Raw genomic sequence first — 21909 nt, 5'->3', positions numbered from 1 at the left:
ATAGATGGCGCGCATCAATGGCTGTATAGTCAGTTTTATCGAAAATTAGCCTGAACAGTTACCCATGTCTGCCCCGTCCCAGTCCTCTCCTCACTATCGCCGTATTGCGGATATGCTGCGTCTTACCATTACGTCCGGCGCGCTGCGCGCCGGCGACAGGATGATCTCCGCGCGCAAACTGGCCGAACGCGAGCGCGTTAGCCTTCCGACGGCGCTGGAGGCCCTTCGCTGCCTTGAGGCTGAAGGGCTGATCGTTGCGCGCCCGCGGTCAGGCTATTACATCCGTCAGACCAGCCAGCCTCCGCGCGCGGAGCCCGCGCGCTCCACGCCGGGCCCGGTCCCCGTCACCCTGTCCGCCGTGGCCCGGTCGCTGTTCAGCAGTGCAGAAGCCCGGCTGATCCCGCTGGGCGCCGCCCTGCCCGATCCCGCGTGGCTGCCGGGAGATGCCCTGCAGCGGGCGTTGCACTCTGCGGGCCGTCGTCTGGACGCGCATGGACAGAGCTACAGCCTGCCTCCGGGAAGGCGGGATTTGCGAAGCAAGATTGCCGCGCGCTCTGCACAGTGGGGAGCCCGGTTCGGCGCGGACGATCTCATTATTACCGCAGGCGCGACGCAGGCGCTGCGCCTGGCCCTTCGGGCCGTGTGCCAGCCGGGTGACGTCGTGGCGATTGAGCAGCCCGCCTACTTTGGCACGCTCCTGCTGCTGGAAGATTTAGGCCTGAAGGCTTTAGCGATCCCCACCGACCCTGTGGAAGGCCTGCTGCTGGAACCGCTGGCGGACGCCATTCGCTGCCACCGCCCTGCGGCCGTTCTGGCCTCGCCCACCGTGCAAAACCCTTTGGGTGCCAGCATGCCCGTCGCGCGCAAGCAGGAACTGGTTGCCCTGCTTGAAGAGGCTGAAATTCCTTTGATTGAGGACGATGTTTACGGTGACCTGGTCGGCGAGGGGCAACGCCCTCCGGCCTGCAAGGCGTTCGACCAGAGCGGGAATGTGATTTACTGCAGTTCCCTGTCCAAAACGCTTGCGCCGGGATGGCGAATCGGCTGGATCGCCGCCGGACGCTACTCCCCGCAGGTCTTACAGGCCCGCATGGCCGGAGAATGGGCTGGCGCCCCGCTGCTGGAAGCGGCGACGAGCGAGGTTCTGGCGAGCGGCGACTACGATCGCCATCTGCGGCGGCTGAAGCGCCGGATCGCAGAGGGCGTTCACGCCGTCGTGGCGCAGGTCAAGGCGAGCTTTCCCCCCGGAACGAGCGTTAACGTGCCCGCTGCCGGTTTCCTGCTGTGGGTTGAACTGCCTCAGCGGGTCAACGCGCTGGAGGTGCACCGTCGCGCGCTGGCGCTGGGCATTGGCGTCAGCCCTGGCCCCCTGTTTTCACCTGCCGCAGAGTTAACGCACTTTCTGCGGCTGAACTGCGCAAACGAACCCACGCCCCGCCTGCTGAACGCCGTAGAACAGATTGGCGCGCTGTGTCACGAGCTGGCCGCTTTCACACCAGAGTCTCCAGCCACTCGGTAAAGACCCGCACCTTGCGGGAGAGGTGGCGGTGTGGATAGAGCAGTGACAGCTTGCGGTCCGGCGAGCGATAGTCCGGCAGGACTTCAACCAGAAGACCGCGGTCAATGTAAGGCTGGAGAAAGAGATTCATCCCCTGCATTAACCCCAGTCCGGCCAGACCTGCCGCGATGTAGGCTTCGGAGTTATCCACGACAAGCTTACCGGGCAGGGTAATTTCCGCGATGCCTTCTGGCGTGGTAAACGTCCACGGATGAATTTGTCTGCTGCGGTTATTAATCCAGTTGATGGCCTGATGTTTGCGTAAATCATCCGGCGTTTCTGGCGTACCGTGCTTTGCCAGCCAGGCCGGGCTGGCGCAGGTCGTGATTTTGATGTTCCCGATTTTACGCGCGATATAGTCCTGGTGGGAGCGAAGCTGCAAAATGTGACATGTTAAAAATATTGAAGTTTAACCCATCAAAACAATCAGATTGATGCTCAAAAGGATCTCAAGAGGATCCTTTTGATTTTACTGACCGTTATGCCCTACCAGTTGCCATACGGATAGATTTTCCCTTTGATGAAATCGGGTGTCTTTCCGTAATAAATATACCCGTTAGGATGTTTCGTTACCCCTTTGCATATCAGCATATCCTCCCCTGTCAGAGTGAGTTGCCGCGCAGGATGCTGAAGCACAACAGGATCGCCGTTATTCTCCAGCCAGACCCGCACCGTTCCACCCGGTGCCAGTCCGATAATCATATTATCCCGGTAATACGTCTTTCCCGGCTTATAGGTATCTGGATAGGCTGTGAGCATCTGCTGCCATGTCTCCCGACTGAACCAGATCTCCGTTTCGTACGCCTTTTTGTCGATAACCGAGTCCCAGCACACCGTCATCCTGACAGGTAACGCCTTGCCGATATTAAAATTGGCTGAAAAACCACCCACGCGCTGGCTCCATGTCCCCACGCTGCTCTGGCTCGGTTCCGTGGGGTCCAGTCGCCGGAAAATACTTTCCCGGATATCCCCGTCCTCCAGATACACCATGGTCACCAGTGCCGGCAGGTTGACGGGATAGAAAAAATTAAACTGCCAGTGATCGTAAGGCAGTTTCTGCCCCCACTGTTCTACACCATCCCCTGACAAAGACTTCACACCCTCCCGGCGATCGTGGCAACCGGCGAGTGATATGACACCCATCATGACCGCTACCAGCGGTAATCGTTTCATCCCTGCCTCCTCAGAAAAGTCCGTCCAGCGCGTCCGCATTCCCCCTTTGCCCTTTGCCATCGGCCACACGAAGGAGCGTTCATCCATAGGCGTTTAATGAAGCCGCTGGCCACCGGACGGCGCCTCCCTACCAATTACCATACGGATAGCGCTTCCCCTCGATAAAATTGCGGATGAAGGGATCGTAACCATTAGCCTCGATGTAACTGAAATCAATCCGGTTGGGAACGTTTTTGCATATCAGCATATCATCCCCTGTCAGCGTGAACTGTCTGGCGGGATGCTGGAGCACAACAGGATTACGGTTATCCTTCAGCCATACTCTGACTTTTCCTTCCGGGGCCAGACCTATTATCATTTTGTTTCGGTAATACGTATTACCGGGACGATAGGTATCAGGATAGGCTGTGCGCATCTGTTGCCATGTCTCCCGACTGAACCAGATCTCCGTTTCGTACGCCTTTTTGTCGATAACCGAGTCCCAGCACACCGTCATCCTGACCGGCAGCGCCTTGCCGATATTAAAATTGGCTGGAAAACCGCCTACACGCTGGCTCCATGTTCCCACGCTGCCCTGGCTGGGTTCGGTCGGATCAAGTCGCCGGTAGATAGTTTCACGGATATTCCCGTCCTCCAGATACACCATGGTCACCAGTGCCGGCAGGTTGGCTGGATAGAAAAAATTAAAGTGCCAGTGATCGTAAGGCAACTTCTGTCCATACTGCTCCACGCCGTCCCCTAACAGCGTTTTCACACCTGCCCGACGGTCATGGCAGCCTGAAAGCAGTATGACGCCCAGTACAGCTACCATAAGAGGTAATCGCTTCATCCCTGCCTCCTCAGAAAAATACGTCCAGCGCGTCCGCATTCGCCCGCGCCCTGTCTTCCCATTGCTGCTGATCGTCCATCCGCCATACCGTCCGCACCCACCCTTTGCCCGGAGCCATCGGCCACACGAAGGAGCGTTCATCCGTCGGCGCATAGTGGTTTCTCAGAAAAACCTCTCCCGAGGACGGACTCACCCACAGGCTCAGGTCAGAGTCGATGTTCCAGTTCGCCGAACAGTGCAGGTAACGCCCGATGGTCTGCATATCCGCTGCCGTGAAGCCCTCAGGCTCTACGCCCTGGCGGACTGCGCGCCCCTGCGCTATCGCTTTCTCACACAAGGGAATTAGTTCTGACGGCAGTGCCAGCTCCTTGTTACTGCTGAGTATCGGTGCAAAGATAACCCCGGCGTCCTGTGCCGCATCGAGCATCACGCGCATACTCACCTTTTCCCAGTCGTTCGGCACCGCCCGGCGAGTCATAAATACCGCCGCGCCGGATTTCTTCTCAAAAATAAACGCCCGTGCCTTATCCCGGTTAACCAGTGGCCACGAAATCATTTTCGTCTCCACCTCACCATGCGGCATCAGGTACTTCAGCGCCGGCAGCGAATATAGCGTCTGACGCATCTTCTCCGCCTTACGGTATACTGCCGTCTGCATTTCATCCGAGCTTTCCGGTATCACTTCAAAGTCCGGCATCGTCAGCAGGGTTATTTCATCCTCTCCCGCGTTGTAGCCTCCGCCGATATCCGAGTGCGCACCGGGCAGCGCCAGCTCCGGCCACATCCCCGCTATGCTGTTCAGGCTGAAGTTATATCTACACTCGTGCATTGCGCTTATCTGAAACACCTTCTGCGCCACCGAGGGACGCAGTTCGAGATTGACGCCGGGGTTGCTGCGCCCGTTGATGCCGTAGAAGTTCAGCAGACTCCCGATGGCCGCCACTGTGTCAAACAGTCCCAGAAAGCGTACCTCTCCCGCCGCTTTTCCATGGTGCCCTGTCAGGTCTAATCCTTTGTCTATCGCCACCGCTATCTCCGCGTCCTGGTTCATCACCCGGTTGGCGAAGTGCCGCGCTGCCGCTGCCCCGCGGCTGAAACCGAACACGTCAAACTGCACCTTCGCTATTGCTACCTCTGTGCTGTTAACATCAATGAATTCCCTGAGCGCCGTGATAATTTTATCCAGCGCCTCATCGGTCTTTGTCACCACCCCCTCAAACTGCCGGATAAGGCTGCTGCCCAGCGCTTTACCCATCGTCGAGTCGCTTTCCCCGTCCGCCGTGCCGATACCACATACGTAGGCTTTGACCTGCGCCTCTACTTCGCCGTTTTTAAGTTCATTGTGCTGCTGGTAAAGATCGAAAAGCCGCGAAATATTAGTGGGGCCACCTTGCCAGCTGGCGTTCCCTAACCCTGCTCTGGCATGCTTTTCATACTTCTCGCACGCCCTTGCACGATCCTCGCCAACCAGATTAGCGCAGTGGGCATATGCCAGCCGCAGATCGTCTGAATTCGCCCGGTTATTCCCAGTGCCGTCAAAGAACACACCTACGGTCAGCGCGATCCCCCTGACTGGCACCCGCCGGCACTGAACGGTTTTTACAGTCCCGACAGCGCTGGTTCGCAGAGTGCAGTCCCCGATAACTTCATACCGGTAATAGCCGATATCTTCTGGTGCGGCCTTTTCGTTTGTGCTCATGGAAAATCCTTTTAGTTTTGAGGGTTAATTAATATCCCATCATACCTTAACCAAAATCACCGCTCTATCTTCAGTAGATGATGCACATGCTCAAATGTATCGAGGGGATTGTATCCGCCTGTTCCTGCATACCCGGTAAAGAGCCGTTATTTACTCAGTTCCAGTTCAAAAAAAGCCAGATGTCGCATTTTGCAGCTTCGCTCCCACTAGGCCATATAGTCGCCGTCGCCCAGTTCGCCCACCCACAGCACACAGTCAAGGCAGCACCAGAACATATCCCGGCGGTGGTCAGAGCTGCTCGGAATGATATCGATTTCAGGATGCTGACGATAAAAATCAGGCATGCCGGGCATCACCCGCAATGCCGCAAAAGAGATAGGAACATCCGCAGCGTGAAAAGCGTGGCCGAAGTTGTGAATGCGTTAACGGTTGTGTAAGCACCCGGCGTCCTGGCCTGCCCCAGGACGCCCAGGTTCATCAGGGAATAATCCGCGCGGCTCTCAGCTGCGCGAACAGGCTGAAAAACATCTCATCGGTCGCCTGCATTTGCGTAAAGCCCGCCCTGCGCAGTTTGCTCCCGTCACCAAACATGTCGTAATTCCAGCCAAAGACAAAATCGGCAAAATGCCCGTCACTCAGCTGCAAAATATCCGCTTCCACCAGCCGTTCTTCGGCAAGCTCGCGCCATACGCCGCGATAGTCGTTAAACAGCTGATGAAATGACAGACTCACCGGCGGCGCAGAGTCCAGTTCAAACCAGCGTGCGATGCGCGGCCACAGCTCGCTCCAGCGCCAGATATCGCCATTGTTCACGTTGAACGCCTGATTCTGTGCCGCAGGTGACGCGGCGGCCCACACCGTGGCCCCGGCCAGCAGCCCGGCGTCGGTATGGTCGACGATGCTGTGCCAGGCCTGTTCCGAACCGGGAAAACGCAGCGGTAAACCCTGCGCCTTGCACAGGGAGGCGTACAGGGCGATGCTCAGCGCAAGGTTCATGGCATTACCCGGTACCGGGCTCCCCACCACGCCCGGCCTGATAGCATTCCAGTGCCAGCGTTTCCCCCGCTGAAACTGGCTGAGCCACGCGAGCTGCGCGGCGTTAAATTCGGCACCCGGCACGCCGGGATCGCTTTCCCGCGCCGGGGTTTTAAACGGCCCCAGATGCGCACCATAGACTTTGTACCCCTGCATCAGGCTGACCGTCTGCAAAGGTGCCGTTTTTTCGAGGGTGCTGACCAGATTGCGCAGCATGGTGACGTTCGGCTCAACCATGTCCGTCCAGTTCGCCGCGTTCGCCCAGGCGCTGTAAAAGATGTGGGTAATACCGTTCAGGGCGTGCAGCGCCCTTGCGGTGTCCTGCGCATCCAGTAAATCAACGTTCACCATGGGAATGCCGTCCGGATGGGTTACCTCGCGGCGACTGAGGCCGATCACTTCCCACTGATGGTGCAGGAGCGTGTTGACCAGCTGTCTGCCGACAATGCCGCTGGCACCCGCGACCAGGGCGACGTTGTGTTGCTGCATCTTATTCATGGTGTTTCTCCGCAAAGGGTGACAGACACAGTGTGATCTATTATTTTTTCTGGAGATATCCCCTGAAACCGATGGCACTTATAAGCAGAATCATTAAATGAATAATAAGCTCACCGCCATTTCTACCTTTCTACGCGTCGCTGAAGCGGGCTCGTTTTCAGCGGCCGCCCGTCAGACCGGCATTAAGCAGTCCGCCGTCAGTCAACAGATCGCGGCGCTTGAGGATGAGCTTGGCGTGGTGCTGCTGCACCGTACGACGCGTACGATGAAGCTGACCGAACAGGGTGAACGTTACCGGCGTGATATGCAGCTTGTGCTGGACGCCATGGGGGAAGCGGAGAGGCGTTTACATCCTGCCGACCATCGCGTTCAGGGACGCGTCCATGTCCAGTTGCCGAGCGGCCTGGGGCAGATTTTTTTGCCGCATCTGCTGGCGCTACAGCGCCTGCATCCCGAACTGCAGCTGATGATTTCCCTGGATGACCGCCTTGCCGATCTGGTGACGGAGGGCGTGGATGTCGCGATACGGCTGAGCAGTGAGCCTCCGCAGGCGCACGCGGCTCGCGTGCTGGCGCGTATTGAAGCCGCGCTGTTTGCCGCTCCCGGTTTTCAGGTGGTACACGCCGTCAGCGAGCTGGCGACGCTGCCACACGTACGGTTCAGCGGTATTCCGCTGGATGCCCCCCTGCGCCTGATGTCCGACGAGGAAACGGTCGAGATCAACGTGAATACCGTTTTCCGAGCCAACACCAGCGACGCGCTGCTGCAGGCGCTGGAATCCGGCATGGGTATCGGCGGCATGCAGCGACCGCTCGTGGCCAGGGCGCTGCAGGCGGGCACGCTGGTACCGGTGCTGCCCGACTGGCGGTTACCCGATCGCTTCCTCTATGCCGTCTACCCTGACGCCCGCTTTATTCCGCAGCGCGTCAGAAAGGTCGTCAGCGTAATCGAGCAGTTACTGCCTGAAATAATAAAGAAAAATTGATTATTTCCGCCGTAAATCACGTGCATTTTTTAACCGCCAGGAATAGAGTGTTTTTACCGTATCCTCCTCTTTCTGGAGCACTTATGCCGGATTACCGTTTTTTCCAAAAAGGCCCGAACCTCATTGCGATCGAGAGCGCAAACACCGATGCGGCCGCTCAGCTCATCGCTCAGGGGTTTGAAAAACAGTTTGAGGAGATTGGCGCCGCGGATGAAAAAGAGGCGCTTACCCGCCTTGCCGATATCCGTAAAAATAACGAGATCGATCGCCATAACTTCCTGGCCGGAGCGGGCCAAATGCCGTGGATTGGCGTGCTGACGGCTGCGGCAACCTGGTTGACGCAAAAGAAATAACGCAACCATCTTCTACTTCGCCACCGGCAAATCGGCGTACCGCGTCGTATAGGCCGGTGACAGCATCTCACGCTTCATCGCCCAGGATTTCTCAATACCCTGCCCGGCAAACCATATCTTCCCTTTGCCGGAATGATTCAGGCTGTCGATCGTTTCCATCAGCGCCGCGCTGTTGGCGCGCAGGCGATTATCGTCAAACAAGTTAAGCTGGGCGACGCCGCTGCTGAAAAAGTCCGCAAGCATGACCCCGGCTTTCATATAGCGATAGCCGTCGAGCCATATACGCCCCAGCGCCTCCGTGGCGGCGCGGATGATATCCCGTGAGTCATTGGTAGGCGTCATCAGGGTGACGGAAGCCTGATTGCCGTAATAAATTTCGTTATCCGCGTGCGGGCTGGTGCGCACAAACACGCTGATAAAACAACAGTATTGATGCTCGCCGCGCAGTTTTTCCGCAGCGCGTTCCGCGTAGGCGCAAATGGCCTGGTGCATCTCTTCATATTGGGTAATACGGTGTCCAAACGAACGGCTACAGATGATTTGCTGCTTGGTGGGGGTGAACTCCTCCAGATCAAGACAGGGCTCACCGCGCAGCTCGCGGGCCGTCCGCTCCAGTACCACGTTGAAATGTTTGCGGATGACCCAGGACGACGCTTCCGCCAGCTCCAGCGCCGTGGTAATGCCCATAGCGTTGAGCTTTTTCGTGATGCGCCGCCCTACGCCCCACACCTCCTCTACCGGAACCTTTTCCAGCAGCTTACGCTGCCGCTCGCGGCCTGAGAGATCGACCACGCCGCCCGTGCTGGCCCAGCGTTTCGCCGCATAGTTGGCCAGCTTTGCAAGGGTTTTGGTCGGGGCAATACCGACGCCAACGGTTAGGCCCGTATTTTTAAAGACCTCTGTGCGCATCTGGTGACCGAACGCTTCCAGCGACAGGCAGTGGCTGACCCCTGAAACGTTCACGAACGCTTCATCGATGGAGTAAATCTCTATTGCCGGGGCGAGATCGGTCAGCGTCTGCATGACCCGACTGCTGAGATCGGCATACAGCGCATAGTTCGAGCTAAAGACGTAAACTTTTGACGGATATGGCTTTTCTTTGAATTTAAAATACGGCTCACCCATTTTTATGCCGAACTGCTTTGCCTCCCGCGACAGCGAAATAATGCAGCCGTCGTTGTATCTGAATGAAACTAACAGTTAGTTATTAGCAACTATATGATTTATAAACATATTTAATTACTAACTTTTTTCAGTCTTTTCGATTTGGTGACTTGCTTAAGCAAATAGATCCAAAGGCTATGTTGGAGAAGCCCTAAAAGTGGATGGTACAGATTTCAGGGAGAATTACAAAAGCAGGGAACGCTATAGTGAGACCGTAGCCCGGGCAGGCCTATTTAGTTATATACGAACATCTCGATTTAGCTACAAGACCTGACTAACCACTAGCATGCACCCTTAAGTTAAATACGTATTTATCGTACGGAAGAGAAAAACCACCTATAAATAACTTTAAATATCTGAAAAACGGCCCTGATTAGGGCCTTTTTATGCACAATAATGGGTTTTATTCCTGCATAAACCCCCCTTGGAAAAACCATGGATCGGCAGACAACGCCTGGTACATTGCTGTTTTCCAAGAGTTAACCTCTAAACTTCTTGAGGCTGCTTCCTTTTTTATTAACGTTCTTTGCACTTCATTTACTCCTCCTGTTCTAAAATCTATCAAAAGCTCTTTCCTGAGGGATGCCAGTTCACTTCCTGCCTGCACTGAAAATCGGTTTGCAAGATCATATTCTCTGAAATGATAAATTACCCTACCGAAATTTATATCGCTCCACAAAGGTGGCCGCTGTACATGAAAGGTAACAACTGCCGGAGAAGAATGAACGACAGTGGCAAAAATCCACTGCTCATTAATGAAAATAGGATCACTGAAATAGGGATGTAAGCACTGTTCTCCCTGAGCTACGGCGACATTTGCAAGTTTGCCTTTGTTACAGTCGGTGCAACATGGCACTAGATTTGAAGGGAATATTGATAGTAGCGGAAACTTTGATTTTGGAAGATAGTGATCCAAAGTTTTTACATGGCCAAATCCGCAGAAAGGGCAAATACCAAGGGGTGCCAATAGTTTTATATCATCGTAATAGATTCTGCTGGGCTTGTTTGCGGGAACCATCTGTGCAGTATATAGATTTTTGAGTTCTTTTTTTGTAACAGACTCGACCACGACATCATCATCATTGCCTGTGAAGCAAGCCGTCTGAAAGAGATTTGCATGAGTTGCAGCCAGGTCATACGCAACTCCCGCCCTGAGTAGATGAGCTAACGCAGTTTCAAGACGATTGCGTAACTCTTCCGAGTCAATACTGCCAATACAACTGCTAATCAAATCATTATATGTAATTGAAGGTAGATCTACCGATTTCATAATACCTCCTTCAATTAAAAGTATTTTTTTTATTAGACAATATAGCTCGAAGGATCGCCTTTCCTTCAAACCCTATCTGATCGCCATATAATTTTATTATATCATCGTAATTAAGCCCGCTTTTAGCTTCTGCCGCAAGAACATCATAAAAACCAGAGCTTGATACTTCAAGTCCAAAGACCTCCCGAGTCAGAACCCCCACGTTCTCTCCAAAAGTCTCAATCAATGGCTTATCCACCACACATGACATTCGTGTTCTTCTAATGACCGATACACAACTCTTAGGAGCCTCCTGTAATACCACAGGAGAATGAGTTGCCAGTATAGCAACGCCATTACGATTCAATAATAAATCTGATAATGCTCGTGTGAAAGCGGAAAGCAAAGGAGGATGTAAATGGCTTTCAGGTTCATCAATCAGGACAAGAGTTTTCTCTTCAACAAGCTCAACAAGCCTTGTCAGGGTTAACAGCACTATTGCATGTCCTGAACTCAAACTCTTGAATATAGGTGATACCTTTTCTTCAAAAACACTTTTATCCTCTGTTTCATCAGAATCAAAATCGGATTCAATATCACTTAAGCTGATGTCTGAAAAATTATTATCAGCATCTAACTGATTCAGTGCATTAATCCAGCGCTCTCTTTTTCCACTTAGTGACATGCAATTTTTAAGGCTGCCAATCATTTCCTGATGAAGATCTTCAGTAGATTTTATAAGTATTTCATTCCTTCCATTATTTGTGATTATTCTTTTGAGACCCACATAGTTATATCGTGGCCCTTTCGATGGTTCGATTCTTGCATCGGGTGGTATAAATGGGTCAAAGGCGCTAAATGATACTGAAACAACTGCTGTAAAATAATCTGAATCAATAGGCATATTAAGATTAAATCTTAATTTTTGAAAAAAACCATCAGTCGAGATATCATGTTCCTCTCTGACTATAGCCTTAACCATATCGTTTAATATCGTAGTTTTCCCAACGCCATTTCTGCCTATGAGAATATGAATATTAGTTGAAGGTTTAAGATCCGGATCAACTTCAAAATGAAGTTCTACTTTAGAATGCTTTTCAGTTTTGTTTCTCTTGAAAAGGAACGAATATGGCGTAAGGGGAATACCATTTTGTAAAATTCTGGAAAATTGATTTCGAATGACAGAAGCACTTAAGTCTCTGAGCATGGAAACTATATAAACAGACGATTTATTACTATCACTCAAAGACTGAGCATCAGATTCCACTAACGTAAAGAGTTCTTTATCATAAACAATGTCACGCATTGCTTTTAAGTATTTTGAAGATGTTTGCTCACTTAAATCATTCATGATTTTTTGATAATAGTCTGCATCCTGACCTAATGAAAAGAAATTTTCTTCGAATTTATCAAATTTACGTTCTAGCTTTTGTGAAGTCCAGCCCTCTGACTGAGATAAATAGCCAATCTTTGCATTGCCGAAGTCATGTCGAGCAGAATGTTCATCATAAAACATAATATGGAAAATTGTTTTATACCCAAAATCATCCCAGTTACTTTCCTTAAGAAAGATTACATCTTTTCCACTTTGGGGAAACTGGTCGTTTTTGCTTAACACTACAAATCTGAGTGACATAGATACCTCTTATGAGATTGAGGCTGGACAACAGTGCCAGCCAGTATTGGATATATGCGATCACTGGCATTTTCTATCCTCGGTTCAAGAGCAATTACCACGAGACAAGCAGCATCATGACCAAATCGAGATAATATCCCACCTCCAAATTACCACGCTTAACACATAGTTCAAGTTTTAAAAATAGCTATCCAAATTTTTATTTTGGAGAATGAAAATTCACAGATAAAAAACCGACATCACTAACTGACGGTTGTATCTAATTCTGGGGGCAGGTCATATCCTCATGCCATGAAACGAAGAACTCGCTACACGCCAGAACACAAGGCGATTATATGGGACAGATATAAACAAGGTGATTTCCTGCATGATATACCCAGAATGTTCGACAAATTTCACTCTTCTATTATGCTGACTATCCACCAGACTATAATTTACTCATTCACACGAACACTACCCCGAAGCTTAGCGTTTCCTCAAAACGTTCATAGGAGCCCTTTCTGTGGAGTGTTCGTACACGCCAGAAGTAGAACGACCGAATATCTTGGTTTGGCACATCGGGTAGTTCTCGATAGGCTTTACCTTTAGAAACAAGAGCTGTACCACAGTTACCATCAAACTGCATAGGCCGAGCTGGTCCCCAGCCCGCATTCCAGTAATAAAAATCGGCGACAACATCATTATCTGATTTAACCTCCAATTGCCCGTTACGAGGAATGACCTCGATCAGGTCATAGCCAGGCATAATGGGTAATAAGAGTCGCTCCGGGTACAGATCATGTTGCAAGTAGCCCAAACGGTCCATACCGATCGGCATGGCTAGAGGCCAGGCCCTACTGCTCTCGTCGACGACAGAGTAAAAGGCGGGCGATATCAGGACAGTCGTTGTGCTTAGCGGCTCCGGTGCATAGCCGTGAAGCATTTGCCCGCTACTCCAAAAGTCTTTTAGATGCTCGGCCAGGTTCTCATCCTTGATGCAGCCACCTGTTATCTGCTCCCAGCGGACGATCGAGACTTCTACACAGCGCTCAGTTGAAATTACGATAGGCGACGTGAAGGCTATCAGCTCGTCTCCAGGGCGTTCGGTTTGGGCTTGTTCAATCAGACTATGCACAGCGGCATCTATTTCCTTGTGATTGCCATCGAAGTCAGCTCGGTTGGGAAACCAAGACGGACGTCGAGGTCTGAGCAACGCAAGAGTTGGGTGTACAGGCAATGCCAGCAGAGTCATTTTTTCCGCCAATTCTGAAGGCATGCTCCAGAACTCTTCAGCAACCGACAATGTGCGGAGATAGGCGGAGATCATCCGTATGGCAGCCCTGGAAGAGATGTGACCGATGAACCCGTCGCCAAGTGGTCTCACAAAATGCCAGTGATCTCCCTGAAAAGGAGCATCTGGATAGACATTGCTGTTTACTGACCACTCGAACGCCATCTGACTGACAAATGGGAAGCCGCTATCATGCTCAAGGTTAACCATTGTGGTGTGAAAAATCCGTGGGAGATCCGCTCCTTGAACACCGTTAAAATCCTGTGGAATAGCGAAGCTCTCAGTCACCTCTTCCAGACCGGTTATAGGAGTCTCAGTCTGTAGGCCAAAGCTTTCCAGCAATAGATTTGAGAGAATGGACGGTTTAGGAATGCTTTGCGCCAATTTCTGGCTCGCCTTGTAACGATGCATCTGCACCGCTATCCAGAATACGTAAAGTACCTCCACCACTTCGGCCTCAAGCTTACGAGAGCTCAGAAACCTAAGTAACGCAGCCTCCGTTGTAGCTTTCGATGCTGATTCACCCAACCGGGCGGCAAGTTCTTGCATGGTCCACCACCTTGTAGCGGTTGATGGCCAGCCGAGTCTGGCGATTAGAATACTTAGGTCGTCCATCATTTTCCCATTGTCATCGAAGCATCAAGTTCTGTTGCCCAACGTGGGCGTTCCAGAGGCAGGGTTCGGGTATCTTCACGCACGCAGTTGACCATCATTTCGGCAAACTTCACGGCATCTGCTACGCGTTTTTGTTGCACATAGAAATAGACCATCAGCTCTGTCGGCGCTACACGCTGCAGCTCGGGCTCTCCGAACCAGCTGTAGGTAGTAGCATCAACAAACTCATCGCAACGGCTCGGGAAGTACTTCACTACCATGTCAAACCTTTTACAGGTATCCGCCTCTCTCTCCATCATTCTCATCCAGCCGCCATTTCGAATCTGCGCCTGGACAAGATATTTCCACGCAGCTTTCGAGCCGCTCAACCTGCGTTTGGTCTCAAAAGCAAGGTCAGACAGATCGAAGATGCCCTTTTGCCGCCCCTCGTCTGACTGCAGCAAACCATCCAGAACCGCGAGCAAGCGTTTACCCTGCCCGGAGCGATCCCAGTACTCATACCAGGCTCGAAGCAGTCTTTTCTTTTCGCTGTAGCTTGTTGCCAGACTTATTAGCAACTGATCCAGTTGCTCTGGAGCAAATGTCGTAACATCGCCAGTATACGGGTTACTGTCGTTATCGCTACTGGACGAACCAGTACCCTGTAGTACACCAATGTCCCAGCCGACATGCTCCCTAAGAACACGTAGCTGTCCTGCGGCACCATCCTGACCATCGCGTTCAAGCTGTATTAACTCGTCCTGAACGTCGTGATGAACTCCCGTACGCATGAGGGCATCCAGCGGCCAGCCTTCCCTGACACCCTGTTGCACATATGCTCGCAAACTGTTCTCCGCATGCGACCATTCACCTGCGTGCGTGTGTTCTTCGTATTTTACGACCAAAGCCATCGGGCTCAGTTTTGCCAGCAGATGGTCCGCAACTTCAAGCAAGTGCCTCGTGCCTTTTCCGTCGGTGTAGTCCAGCACGTGATGGATTTGTGGCGAAAGCAGACTGAGTAGCCGCCGAGCATCATCTGGTGATGCATCTACAAGGTAGTCAATGGCATCGACCGTGTTACTCAACGTGGGATCTTTACGGTGCCCATAGCCGGTCGTTAACTCCCAGACCTGTTTACAAAGCTCTTGAGCGCTGACGTTTAATCCATGGGCCAAAGTGATGCCACATAACTGCAGAGGCGTCTGCAGATGCACGCTAGTTTCTTCGCGGATATCTGCATCCAACATGACGCGTTGAGAATGGACGAAAGCTGCGGCCGCCTCATCACTCATCCTTGTCAGCAATCCTGCCGCATACTGAGTGCGGAAGGATATACTGTCAAACCACTCAGATGTGGCTGCCGCTGCCAAGGTTGCCTCAGTAAGTGTCACATCGTCACGATTGAAAAGCAGGCAGCTTCCAAGTCGAATATCGCAGGCAACACGATGTAACCCAGCCCGGAAATCCTTCGCCGCTGAACTCGCATTATGATCCTGCCTGAAATCCCTGAACTTGACTGGTTTGAGCAGTTCGAATATTACATGAAAGTCTACAAATTCCCTTTGCCACCAACGCTCTGCAACTTGAGCAGCAATCGCAGAGAGAGCATCCAGGAAGCGGCTGATATTCTTCCTTTCCTCGTAGCTGGGTGCTAGTACGAACTCGAAGTCGATTTGCTCCTCGGCTTTCATGCACAGGCCCAGGTGCACACCGCTGAAGAACCAATGGTGTACCAGCGTGTTCAGATCGTCTTTACGCTCGTAATAGTTCCCCTTGAGCCACTCGACCGGAATAGGCTCATTTAGTGGCTTCGAAGTCCGCTTACAGGCCGCTTCCACCGCTGCAACAAAGGGGGTTCGCGTCAGCTTGCTGAAGTCATCGTGGTCGACGATACTTACTCCTGCCGTTACGGCCGCGCGAACGCAGAAGTCACTTAGAACACTCGTGTCCGAATCAGGTTGTAGCGAAACAGCCGCCCCCATCAAGTCATCCAGGCAACCGTTCTCAACCAACATTCGGGCTCTTGGCATCCATACAATGGGGTTATTTTCTCTAACTAACTGGGCAAACATCTCTGGGGTCGCCCCGATGGCACCAAGGCGTGTGAACGCATCGACCAGAAACTGGAATTCGTCAGCCCCCGTATTGGTTGAATACCTATTAGAGAAGCGGCTAAGGCCTCTAAAACGACGCAGAGTCTCCTCACCGCAGGTCTCGGCCAGTACAGTTTGTCCACGTGCTTGCAAAGCTAAGCCGAGAGCTGCCACGTCCAAAATATCTGTCTCGTGCCGCGAGGCTATAGCCTCTTGAACAACCCCCTCATTGGCTGTCAGCGTCAGGGTAAATGACACAAGCCGGGCTATGTCGTCGCTCTGCATCTGAAATTCGCTGCCGCCAACCATCCGGGACTGCAGGTGTGCGAGCCGATATGCGTCCGCAAATGCGTTGGTCTCCAGAGCTGCGACCAGTGCCTCGGATAGCAGAGTGTCAAAGAGCGATTCTGGATAGCCTTCCTCTAAACGAAGCATGATCCAGTCACGAGTTAGCCCAGTAATGAGATTTTCAGGATTACCCAACCTTGCCTGGACCGTCCAGAGCCAGTTAACGCGAAGAGAAGGTGGCGCCTCAGTTTCCAGCCAGATCGCCACCGCTGGCATCAGGTTCTTGATACGCTCGCCGTAGTCAGAGGTCGAGCGTACAAAAACCGCCAGACTCTCATGGAAGACCTTTAGACCAGCAGCCGATGAGTGCAGCAGATGTTCCACCTTGGCGACATCTGGCGGCGCAGCACCCTGCTTAGCGGAGATCTCCAGAAAAGCGGCTTTGGGCCAAAAGAAGGGAAACGCACATACTAATCGCAGCGTGTCTTTGAGACTTGGTAGCAGCTCTTCCCACAACGATGCGTAATAGAACTTTGCCTCTTTGGTCATGTCACCCTGTAGCCGCTCAATATTCCAGCTGTCCAGGTCTCGTCCTGCGTGCTCAAGCTCAGCCGTGGCATAGATAACGTGCAGCGGGTGGCCGTTGGTCTTAGTTCGAAGTGCGGTCGCAGCTTCCTGTAGCTGACGTTCTATCTGATCTTCATCGTTGAACCGGATCAAGAGCCTGCCTTCGTCAACCGCCTTGTGAAGGTAGGACAGGACGGCGTTCTCGGACATCGCCGGCAATGTTCGCCAACTAGCCTTAGGTGCAACTGACAAGAGGTCCCTAGGCAGTTGAGTATCGTCGACCGGCTGTGTACCTACCAACAGAACCATGTTATCCGGGCAGGGAATAATCTGGGAGAACACATCGTCCAGCGGCCGTTTATCAGCGCTGTTAATGCGCCAGACATGGTCCAGGCCGTCCAGAACCAGTACGAACGGCTTGTCCTTAGTCTTGTAGTAGGTTGCGCACGCTTCGAGGAGGCCCCGCAGGTCACTACCAGGCGCATCAACTTCCGGATGTAACCGTTTGACTTGCGCCTCGATCGATTGCTCAACCACGTAGCTGTTCACACGGTCTCGTCCCCGCTCGGTCGTCGAGAGGAAGTAGTGGTGCCGTACCGTGGGAACCCCTGATTCAGCAAGCACTTCGCACATCGCGCTCAAGTATGTGCTCTTCCCACGACCAGGCGGCCCTGTGAGCACGATTGTCTGCCCGGCCCCGGCAACCGTGTCACGTACGAATTCACGGTGGAACGTCTCGTCAGGCACCTCATATCCGAGAGGCACAACAAAATCTTCCGGCATGGGGGCCGGCGGTATTGCCCGCAGAATAGTGCGGACTTGCTCCAGAGAAATCCACCCTTCTGGCGGCGGAAAGTTTTTCTGAATCGACCAGTTCAAGGCGACGTTTTTTAAGTTCGCAACTCCCTCTGGTGTGCCGTGAAAGCGCAATCGCGCATCGATCTCGTGTTCAAGAGATTCGAAGCTCTTATCGCTGTGAACAATCTGCAACCGCTTGAAAAATAATTCACATTTCTTTTCGTCGCCGAGTTCAGCGATAACCTCTAATCGCCGTGGCTCTGGAACTTTGGATAAATCGATTTTTCCATCAGTCAGGCAAGACTCAATGTCGGCATCTGGTCGGCGATTGGTCTTCAACGATAGCTCTCCGACGCGAGCAGAATCCAATTTAACAAAAGCATCAAACCACTTACGCAACATCGACCTCGATCGTGCTGTCTTTCCGGTCCTCTCCAACATCCACGCCCAATTCAGGGGGTGCTCGGCAGGATTAGGAGTATATTTCACCTGCTGGAGGTCAACGAGATGGTTAGGGCGCTCGGCGACGATGTCATCCAGCCCGGTCGGAGCAACAGCCTCGTCGTCGCACTCAAACTTCACTCGGGTATAGCGTGTCGGCACATCTAGCCAGTCACACAGCAGTTTCAGCCCCTGCCGGTTCTGATAGACATAGCCTGCAGCAGTGATCGCAGTATTTTTGATTTCTTCAGACATTAAAGGGCCACCTGTGTTCTGGATACTTGACCAACGCTTTCGTAGCTGGCCTGCTCCCTGTTTCTGAATGGACAGGACTCCGATTCAGGGGCACGCTTTTCAGATATTTGAACTGGCAACTAAAAATTGCATGACGGTTATGCAGAATACTTTATTTTCTGATGTACTTATCGCATATGCACGTCCAATTCCTGTGAATAAACTCGGTGGGAGCTGGTTCTTCATCGAAGAGCAAGGAATCGGCGCGACTTACTGCCAGAGTGCTACGGTTTCGCTGAACTGGGTTTAAGTCAGGCAACAAAACTATATTAGATACCACACAACTAAATTAACAGACACTTCAAGCACTTTCAGGAGTCGCTTCACAAGTTTCTTGATCCTTAGCTGCTTTCAGTAATACTGTATATAAACACAGTATAATAGGATCAACATCATGCTTTTCACCCGACCAACTGAGATTTCTCCCCCGCTCATACTTCACCTCTTTTCTGAGAAAGTACCCTGCGGCTTTCCAAGCCCTGCGCAGGACTATGTTGAGGACAGACTGGATCTCAATAAATTGCTGATAAGACACCCGAGTGCCACTTACTTCATAAAAGTTAGCGGGGAGTCTATGCATGACGCCGGTATCAGTGATGGGGATCTTTTAGTGGTTGATCGCTCGCTTTCGGCCATACATGGCGATATTGTTATTGCTGCTGTTTCAGGTGGGTTTACCGTCAAAGAACTTCGTACTCATCCTTATCTACAGCTAGTACCTCACAACCATGATTATTCTTCGATTTCATTTCAAAATGCAGATGAATTAGAAATATTTGGGGTGGTGATTTTCAGTATTAAGGCGCATAAATAAACATGTTTGCTCTCGTAGATGTAAATAGTTTTTATACTTCTTGTGAAACTCTTTTTCGGCCAGACTTGCAGGGAAAGCCTGTTGTCGTGGTTTCCAATAACGACGGCTGTATTATTTCTCGTTCAACTGAAGCAAAATCCCTCGGTATAAAAATGGGTGAGCCTTTTTTTAAAATAAAAAACAATACATATAGCTCTAGGATTCATGTATTTAGTTCTAATTATGCACTTTATTCCGATCTAAGTGAGCGAGTTATGCAGACGCTAACTGCAATATCTCCTTCGATCGAAGTTTATTCAATAGATGAAGCCTTCGTTAATTTATCTGGGGTGATAAACTGCATGCCATTAAGTGATTTCGGTCATGAAATGAAAAACAAAGTATTTAAAAATACAGGTTTAACTGTGGGAATTGGTATTGCACAAACAAAAACATTAGCAAAGCTAGCTAACCATGCAGCCAAGAAATGGCGTGGCACTGGTGGTGTTGTCGATTTATCTAATATTGATCGGCAGCGTAGGCTAATGGCACTTACCTCTGTTGAGGATGTGTGGGGTGTTGGTCGAAGAATTAGTAAGAAACTTAACTCCATGGGTATTAATACAGCACTTGATCTGGCTGAAAGCTCATTGTGGATAATAAGAAAGCATTTTAATGTCGTGCTTGAAAGGACCGTCCGAGAACTTCGTGGTGAGCAATGCCTTGAACTAGAAGAGTTTTCACCAACAAAACAACAGATCATCTGTAGTAGATCTTTTGGCCACCGTGTAACTCAGTACTCAGATATGCATCAGGCCATTTGTGCTTACGCCGAACGCGCAGCGGAAAAACTGCGTGGCGAGCGCCAGTTTTGTCGTTTCGTTAGCGTTTTTCTTCGTACAAGCCCACATGCAGATAACGAAATATACTATGGAAATCAAGCTTCCGTAAAACTACTAATACCATCAAATGATACACGTGACATTATAAACGCTGCTACGAACGCCCTAAGGAGGGTATGGGTTGATGGTCATCGATATATGAAGGCTGGTGTTATGCTTGCTGATTTTTTTAGTACTGGAGTGGCTCAGTTAAATTTATTTGACGATAATTCCCAACGAAGAAACAGCGCTGCATTGATGGGGGCCATAGACAAACTGAATAAGTCAGGAAAAGGGAAGGTTTGGTTTGCAGGTCAGGGGTTCGAAAAATCATGGACTATGAAACGTGAGATGTTGTCTCCCGCTTACACAACCCGATATTCAGACTTGCCAGTGGCAAGGTGAAATTATTTTGAACTGAAGCCCTGATGGAGATTTATATTATAGGCGTAAAGATAAGCTATATTAAAATGCATTTTCCTACTGTAGGGGGGGATATCTAACGTGGCAATGATGGTTGGTAGTGCTTCTGCTGGGTTATCAACTTGGCACCGAGTATGAATCTGACCTGCTCCCCGTTGATTAACACACCGCGATGTTAGTAATGTCTTCATAAGCCACATGAGGACATCCCCATGAAGAAGTGTTTTTCCGACGAACAGATCATCAGTATTCTCCGCGAGGCTGAAGCCGGGATTTCTGCCCGTGAATCTGCCGTAAAGCACACCATTTCCGACACCACCTTTTACACCTGACGCAAGAAGTATGGCGGTATGGAGGTGCCTGAGGTTAAGAGCCTGAAGTCCTTCAGCTTAATCACTAGCGCGTGTACTGCCTTTATCATCTCAGCGGGCTGGGCGTAAAACGCAGACGATGTCGTAAAGGACTGGCAACGGAACGTCTGCCGCTGCTCCGCTCGGCGGAGCCCAACCTGACCTGGTCGATGGATTTCGTCATGTACGCGCTGGCCACCGGCCGCACGATAAAGTGCCTGACCTGCGTGGACGACTTCACGAAGGAGTGTCTGACTGTAAGTATCCCGGTAAAACGAACCATTCACTTTTATATATCTTCCGACATACTGATTATATCCCCTTAGGAGATCACTATACGCAAGATCCGATTCACTGAGCACCAGATCATCGCCGTGCTGAAGTCCGTCGAAGCCGGACGAACCGTCACAGATGTGTGCCGTGAGGCCGCGATGTTCGAAGCCAGCTATTACAACTGGAAGGCGAAATATGACGGGGTGGAAGCGGCCGATATAAAAAAATCAAAGTTCTGGAAGACGAGAATCGGAGGCTTAAACAGATGTTTGCTGATCTCACCCTTGAGTGCCGGGCACTTAAGACGTCATCGAAAAAAGATTTAAAACCAGCGATAAAACGTGAACTCGTTAGCTATCTGACGGCATAATTTGTCATGAGTTTACGCCAGAGCTGCAGGACGTTATCGCTGAGCAGGACAGTGTAGTTTTATCAGCCTGTTACCCGGAGTGATGAACCGGTGATTCATGCGCTGACTGAGCTGGCAGAACGCTATCCGCGCGACGGTTTTAGGTTTTAAGAAACTGTTCCAGCTGCTGCGCAGGCAGGGCAATACCTAGAACCATAAACGTGTTCACCGAATTTACTGTCCGCTGAAACTGAATTTTCGCCGCAAGGGAAAGCTGCGTCTGACGGTGAGAACCCCTGACCTGCCCCCACGATTA

13 protein-coding genes and 6 pseudogenes are annotated in these 21909 nt (G+C 51.3%); 8 read left to right on the top strand and 11 right to left on the bottom strand.

The features are described from left to right. Positions 1–64: 64 nt before the first annotated feature. Positions 65–1519: a PLP-dependent aminotransferase family protein gene (locus IM317_RS04015; RefSeq protein ID WP_033145364.1), complete on the top strand. Its 1455-nt coding sequence runs from the start codon at positions 65–67 to the stop codon at positions 1517–1519. Here IM317_RS04015 and IM317_RS04010 read toward each other — a convergent pair. The 6 genes and pseudogenes from IM317_RS04010 to IM317_RS03985 all read right to left on the bottom strand — a co-directional run. Further along, positions 1491–1919, bottom strand: a pseudogene (locus IM317_RS04010) (LysR substrate-binding domain-containing protein); the annotation flags it as partial. The gene IM317_RS04015 and the pseudogene IM317_RS04010 sit on opposite strands and share 29 nt — an antisense overlap. 125 nt (positions 1920–2044) lie before the next feature. Beyond that, positions 2045–2731: a DUF2931 family protein gene (locus tag IM317_RS04005; protein WP_033146528.1), complete on the bottom strand. Its 687-nt coding sequence runs from the start codon at positions 2729–2731 to the stop codon at positions 2045–2047. Between the two features lie 127 nt (positions 2732–2858). Then, entirely contained in the window at positions 2859–3560 is a 702-nt protein-coding gene (locus tag IM317_RS04000; protein ID WP_033145363.1) for a DUF2931 family protein, read from the bottom strand. A 10-nt stretch (positions 3561–3570) separates the two neighbouring features. Then, positions 3571–5259: a DUF2235 domain-containing protein gene (locus IM317_RS03995; protein ID WP_033145362.1), complete on the bottom strand. Its 1689-nt coding sequence runs from the start codon at positions 5257–5259 to the stop codon at positions 3571–3573. Positions 5260–5468: 209 nt separating this feature from the next. After that, positions 5469–5645, bottom strand: a pseudogene (locus tag IM317_RS03990) (LysR family transcriptional regulator); the annotation flags it as partial. A 91-nt stretch (positions 5646–5736) separates the two neighbouring features. Beyond that, positions 5737–6792, bottom strand: a complete 1056-nt coding sequence (locus tag IM317_RS03985; protein ID WP_033145361.1) for an SDR family oxidoreductase — start codon at positions 6790–6792, stop codon at positions 5737–5739. A gap of 97 nt (positions 6793–6889) precedes the next feature. On the opposite strand from IM317_RS03985, the gene IM317_RS03980 reads away from it, so the two are divergent. Both IM317_RS03980 and IM317_RS03975 read left to right on the top strand, forming a co-directional pair. Next, the gene (locus IM317_RS03980) at positions 6890–7777 is read left to right on the top strand and encodes a LysR family transcriptional regulator (protein WP_033145360.1); all 888 of its coding nucleotides are present in this window, start codon (positions 6890–6892) and stop codon (positions 7775–7777) included. Positions 7778–7860: 83 nt separating this feature from the next. Beyond that, positions 7861–8130, top strand: coding sequence for a hypothetical protein (locus IM317_RS03975; RefSeq protein WP_033145359.1), 270 nt, complete (start codon positions 7861–7863; stop codon positions 8128–8130). 12 nt (positions 8131–8142) lie between these two features. On the opposite strand, the pseudogene umuC (IM317_RS03970) reads toward IM317_RS03975, so the two are convergent. The 3 genes and pseudogenes from umuC (IM317_RS03970) to IM317_RS03960 form a co-directional block, all read right to left on the bottom strand. Further along, positions 8143–9309: pseudogene (gene umuC / locus IM317_RS03970) on the bottom strand (translesion error-prone DNA polymerase V subunit UmuC); the annotation flags it as partial. Positions 9310–9697: 388 nt separating this feature from the next. Next, positions 9698–10564: an HNH endonuclease gene (locus IM317_RS03965; RefSeq protein ID WP_049015317.1), complete on the bottom strand. Its 867-nt coding sequence runs from the start codon at positions 10562–10564 to the stop codon at positions 9698–9700. A gap of 10 nt (positions 10565–10574) precedes the next feature. Continuing rightward, positions 10575–12179: an AAA family ATPase gene (locus IM317_RS03960; protein ID WP_033145358.1), complete on the bottom strand. Its 1605-nt coding sequence runs from the start codon at positions 12177–12179 to the stop codon at positions 10575–10577. Between the two features lie 291 nt (positions 12180–12470). Here IM317_RS03960 and IM317_RS03955 point away from each other — a divergent pair. Further along, positions 12471–12608 (top strand): annotated as a pseudogene (locus IM317_RS03955) (IS30 family transposase); the annotation flags it as partial. 13 nt (positions 12609–12621) lie between these two features. Here IM317_RS03955 and IM317_RS03950 read toward each other — a convergent pair. Together IM317_RS03950 and IM317_RS03945 are read right to left on the bottom strand one after the other, a co-directional pair. Beyond that, the gene (locus IM317_RS03950; protein ID WP_223998180.1) at positions 12622–13998 is read right to left on the bottom strand and encodes a multidrug DMT transporter permease; all 1377 of its coding nucleotides are present in this window, start codon (positions 13996–13998) and stop codon (positions 12622–12624) included. A gap of 65 nt (positions 13999–14063) precedes the next feature. Continuing rightward, positions 14064–18485 (bottom strand): ATP-binding protein, encoded by a 4422-nt coding sequence (locus IM317_RS03945; RefSeq protein ID WP_033145356.1) that lies wholly within the window; start codon positions 18483–18485, stop codon positions 14064–14066. 433 nt (positions 18486–18918) lie between these two features. Between IM317_RS03945 and umuD the strand changes: the two genes are divergently transcribed. The 4 genes and pseudogenes from umuD to IM317_RS03925 form a co-directional block, all read left to right on the top strand. Then, entirely contained in the window at positions 18919–19338 is a 420-nt protein-coding gene (umuD, locus tag IM317_RS03940) for a translesion error-prone DNA polymerase V autoproteolytic subunit (RefSeq protein WP_033145355.1), read from the top strand. Positions 19339–19340: 2 nt separating this feature from the next. Continuing rightward, positions 19341–20603: a translesion error-prone DNA polymerase V subunit UmuC gene (umuC, locus tag IM317_RS03935; protein ID WP_033145354.1), complete on the top strand. Its 1263-nt coding sequence runs from the start codon at positions 19341–19343 to the stop codon at positions 20601–20603. A 230-nt stretch (positions 20604–20833) separates the two neighbouring features. Next, a pseudogene (locus IM317_RS03930) lies at positions 20834–21237 on the top strand (transposase); the annotation flags it as partial. Between the two features lie 69 nt (positions 21238–21306). Continuing rightward, positions 21307–21909: pseudogene (locus tag IM317_RS03925) on the top strand (transposase); the annotation flags it as partial.

This window comes from Enterobacter cloacae complex sp. S3 (assembly GCF_014930495.1).
In the GTDB taxonomy this organism is placed as follows: Bacteria; Pseudomonadota; Gammaproteobacteria; order Enterobacterales; family Enterobacteriaceae; genus Enterobacter; species Enterobacter asburiae_B.
The sequence above is the reverse complement of the archived record's forward strand: the minus strand, read 5'-3'. Positions and strand labels throughout refer to the sequence as shown.

Bases quoted from the DNA above. Each gene is read 5' to 3' on its own strand.
- IM317_RS04015 (WP_033145364.1), top strand. From the start codon at position 65: ATGTCTGCCCCGTCCCAGTCCTCTCCTCACTATCGCCGTATTGCGGAT.
- IM317_RS04005 (WP_033146528.1), bottom strand. From the start codon at position 2,731: ATGAAACGATTACCGCTGGTAGCGGTCATGATGGGTGTCATATCACTC.
- IM317_RS04000 (WP_033145363.1), bottom strand. From the start codon at position 3,560: ATGAAGCGATTACCTCTTATGGTAGCTGTACTGGGCGTCATACTGCTT.
- IM317_RS03995 (WP_033145362.1), bottom strand. From the start codon at position 5,259: ATGAGCACAAACGAAAAGGCCGCACCAGAAGATATCGGCTATTACCGG.
- IM317_RS03985 (WP_033145361.1), bottom strand. From the start codon at position 6,792: ATGAATAAGATGCAGCAACACAACGTCGCCCTGGTCGCGGGTGCCAGC.
- IM317_RS03980 (WP_033145360.1), top strand. From the start codon at position 6,890: ATGAATAATAAGCTCACCGCCATTTCTACCTTTCTACGCGTCGCTGAA.
- IM317_RS03975 (WP_033145359.1), top strand. From the start codon at position 7,861: ATGCCGGATTACCGTTTTTTCCAAAAAGGCCCGAACCTCATTGCGATC.
- IM317_RS03965 (WP_049015317.1), bottom strand. From the start codon at position 10,564: ATGAAATCGGTAGATCTACCTTCAATTACATATAATGATTTGATTAGC.
- IM317_RS03960 (WP_033145358.1), bottom strand. From the start codon at position 12,179: ATGTCACTCAGATTTGTAGTGTTAAGCAAAAACGACCAGTTTCCCCAA.
- IM317_RS03950 (WP_223998180.1), bottom strand. From the start codon at position 13,998: ATGCAAGAACTTGCCGCCCGGTTGGGTGAATCAGCATCGAAAGCTACA.
- IM317_RS03945 (WP_033145356.1), bottom strand. From the start codon at position 18,485: ATGTCTGAAGAAATCAAAAATACTGCGATCACTGCTGCAGGCTATGTC.
- umuD (WP_033145355.1), top strand. From the start codon at position 18,919: ATGCTTTTCACCCGACCAACTGAGATTTCTCCCCCGCTCATACTTCAC.
- umuC (WP_033145354.1), top strand. From the start codon at position 19,341: ATGTTTGCTCTCGTAGATGTAAATAGTTTTTATACTTCTTGTGAAACT.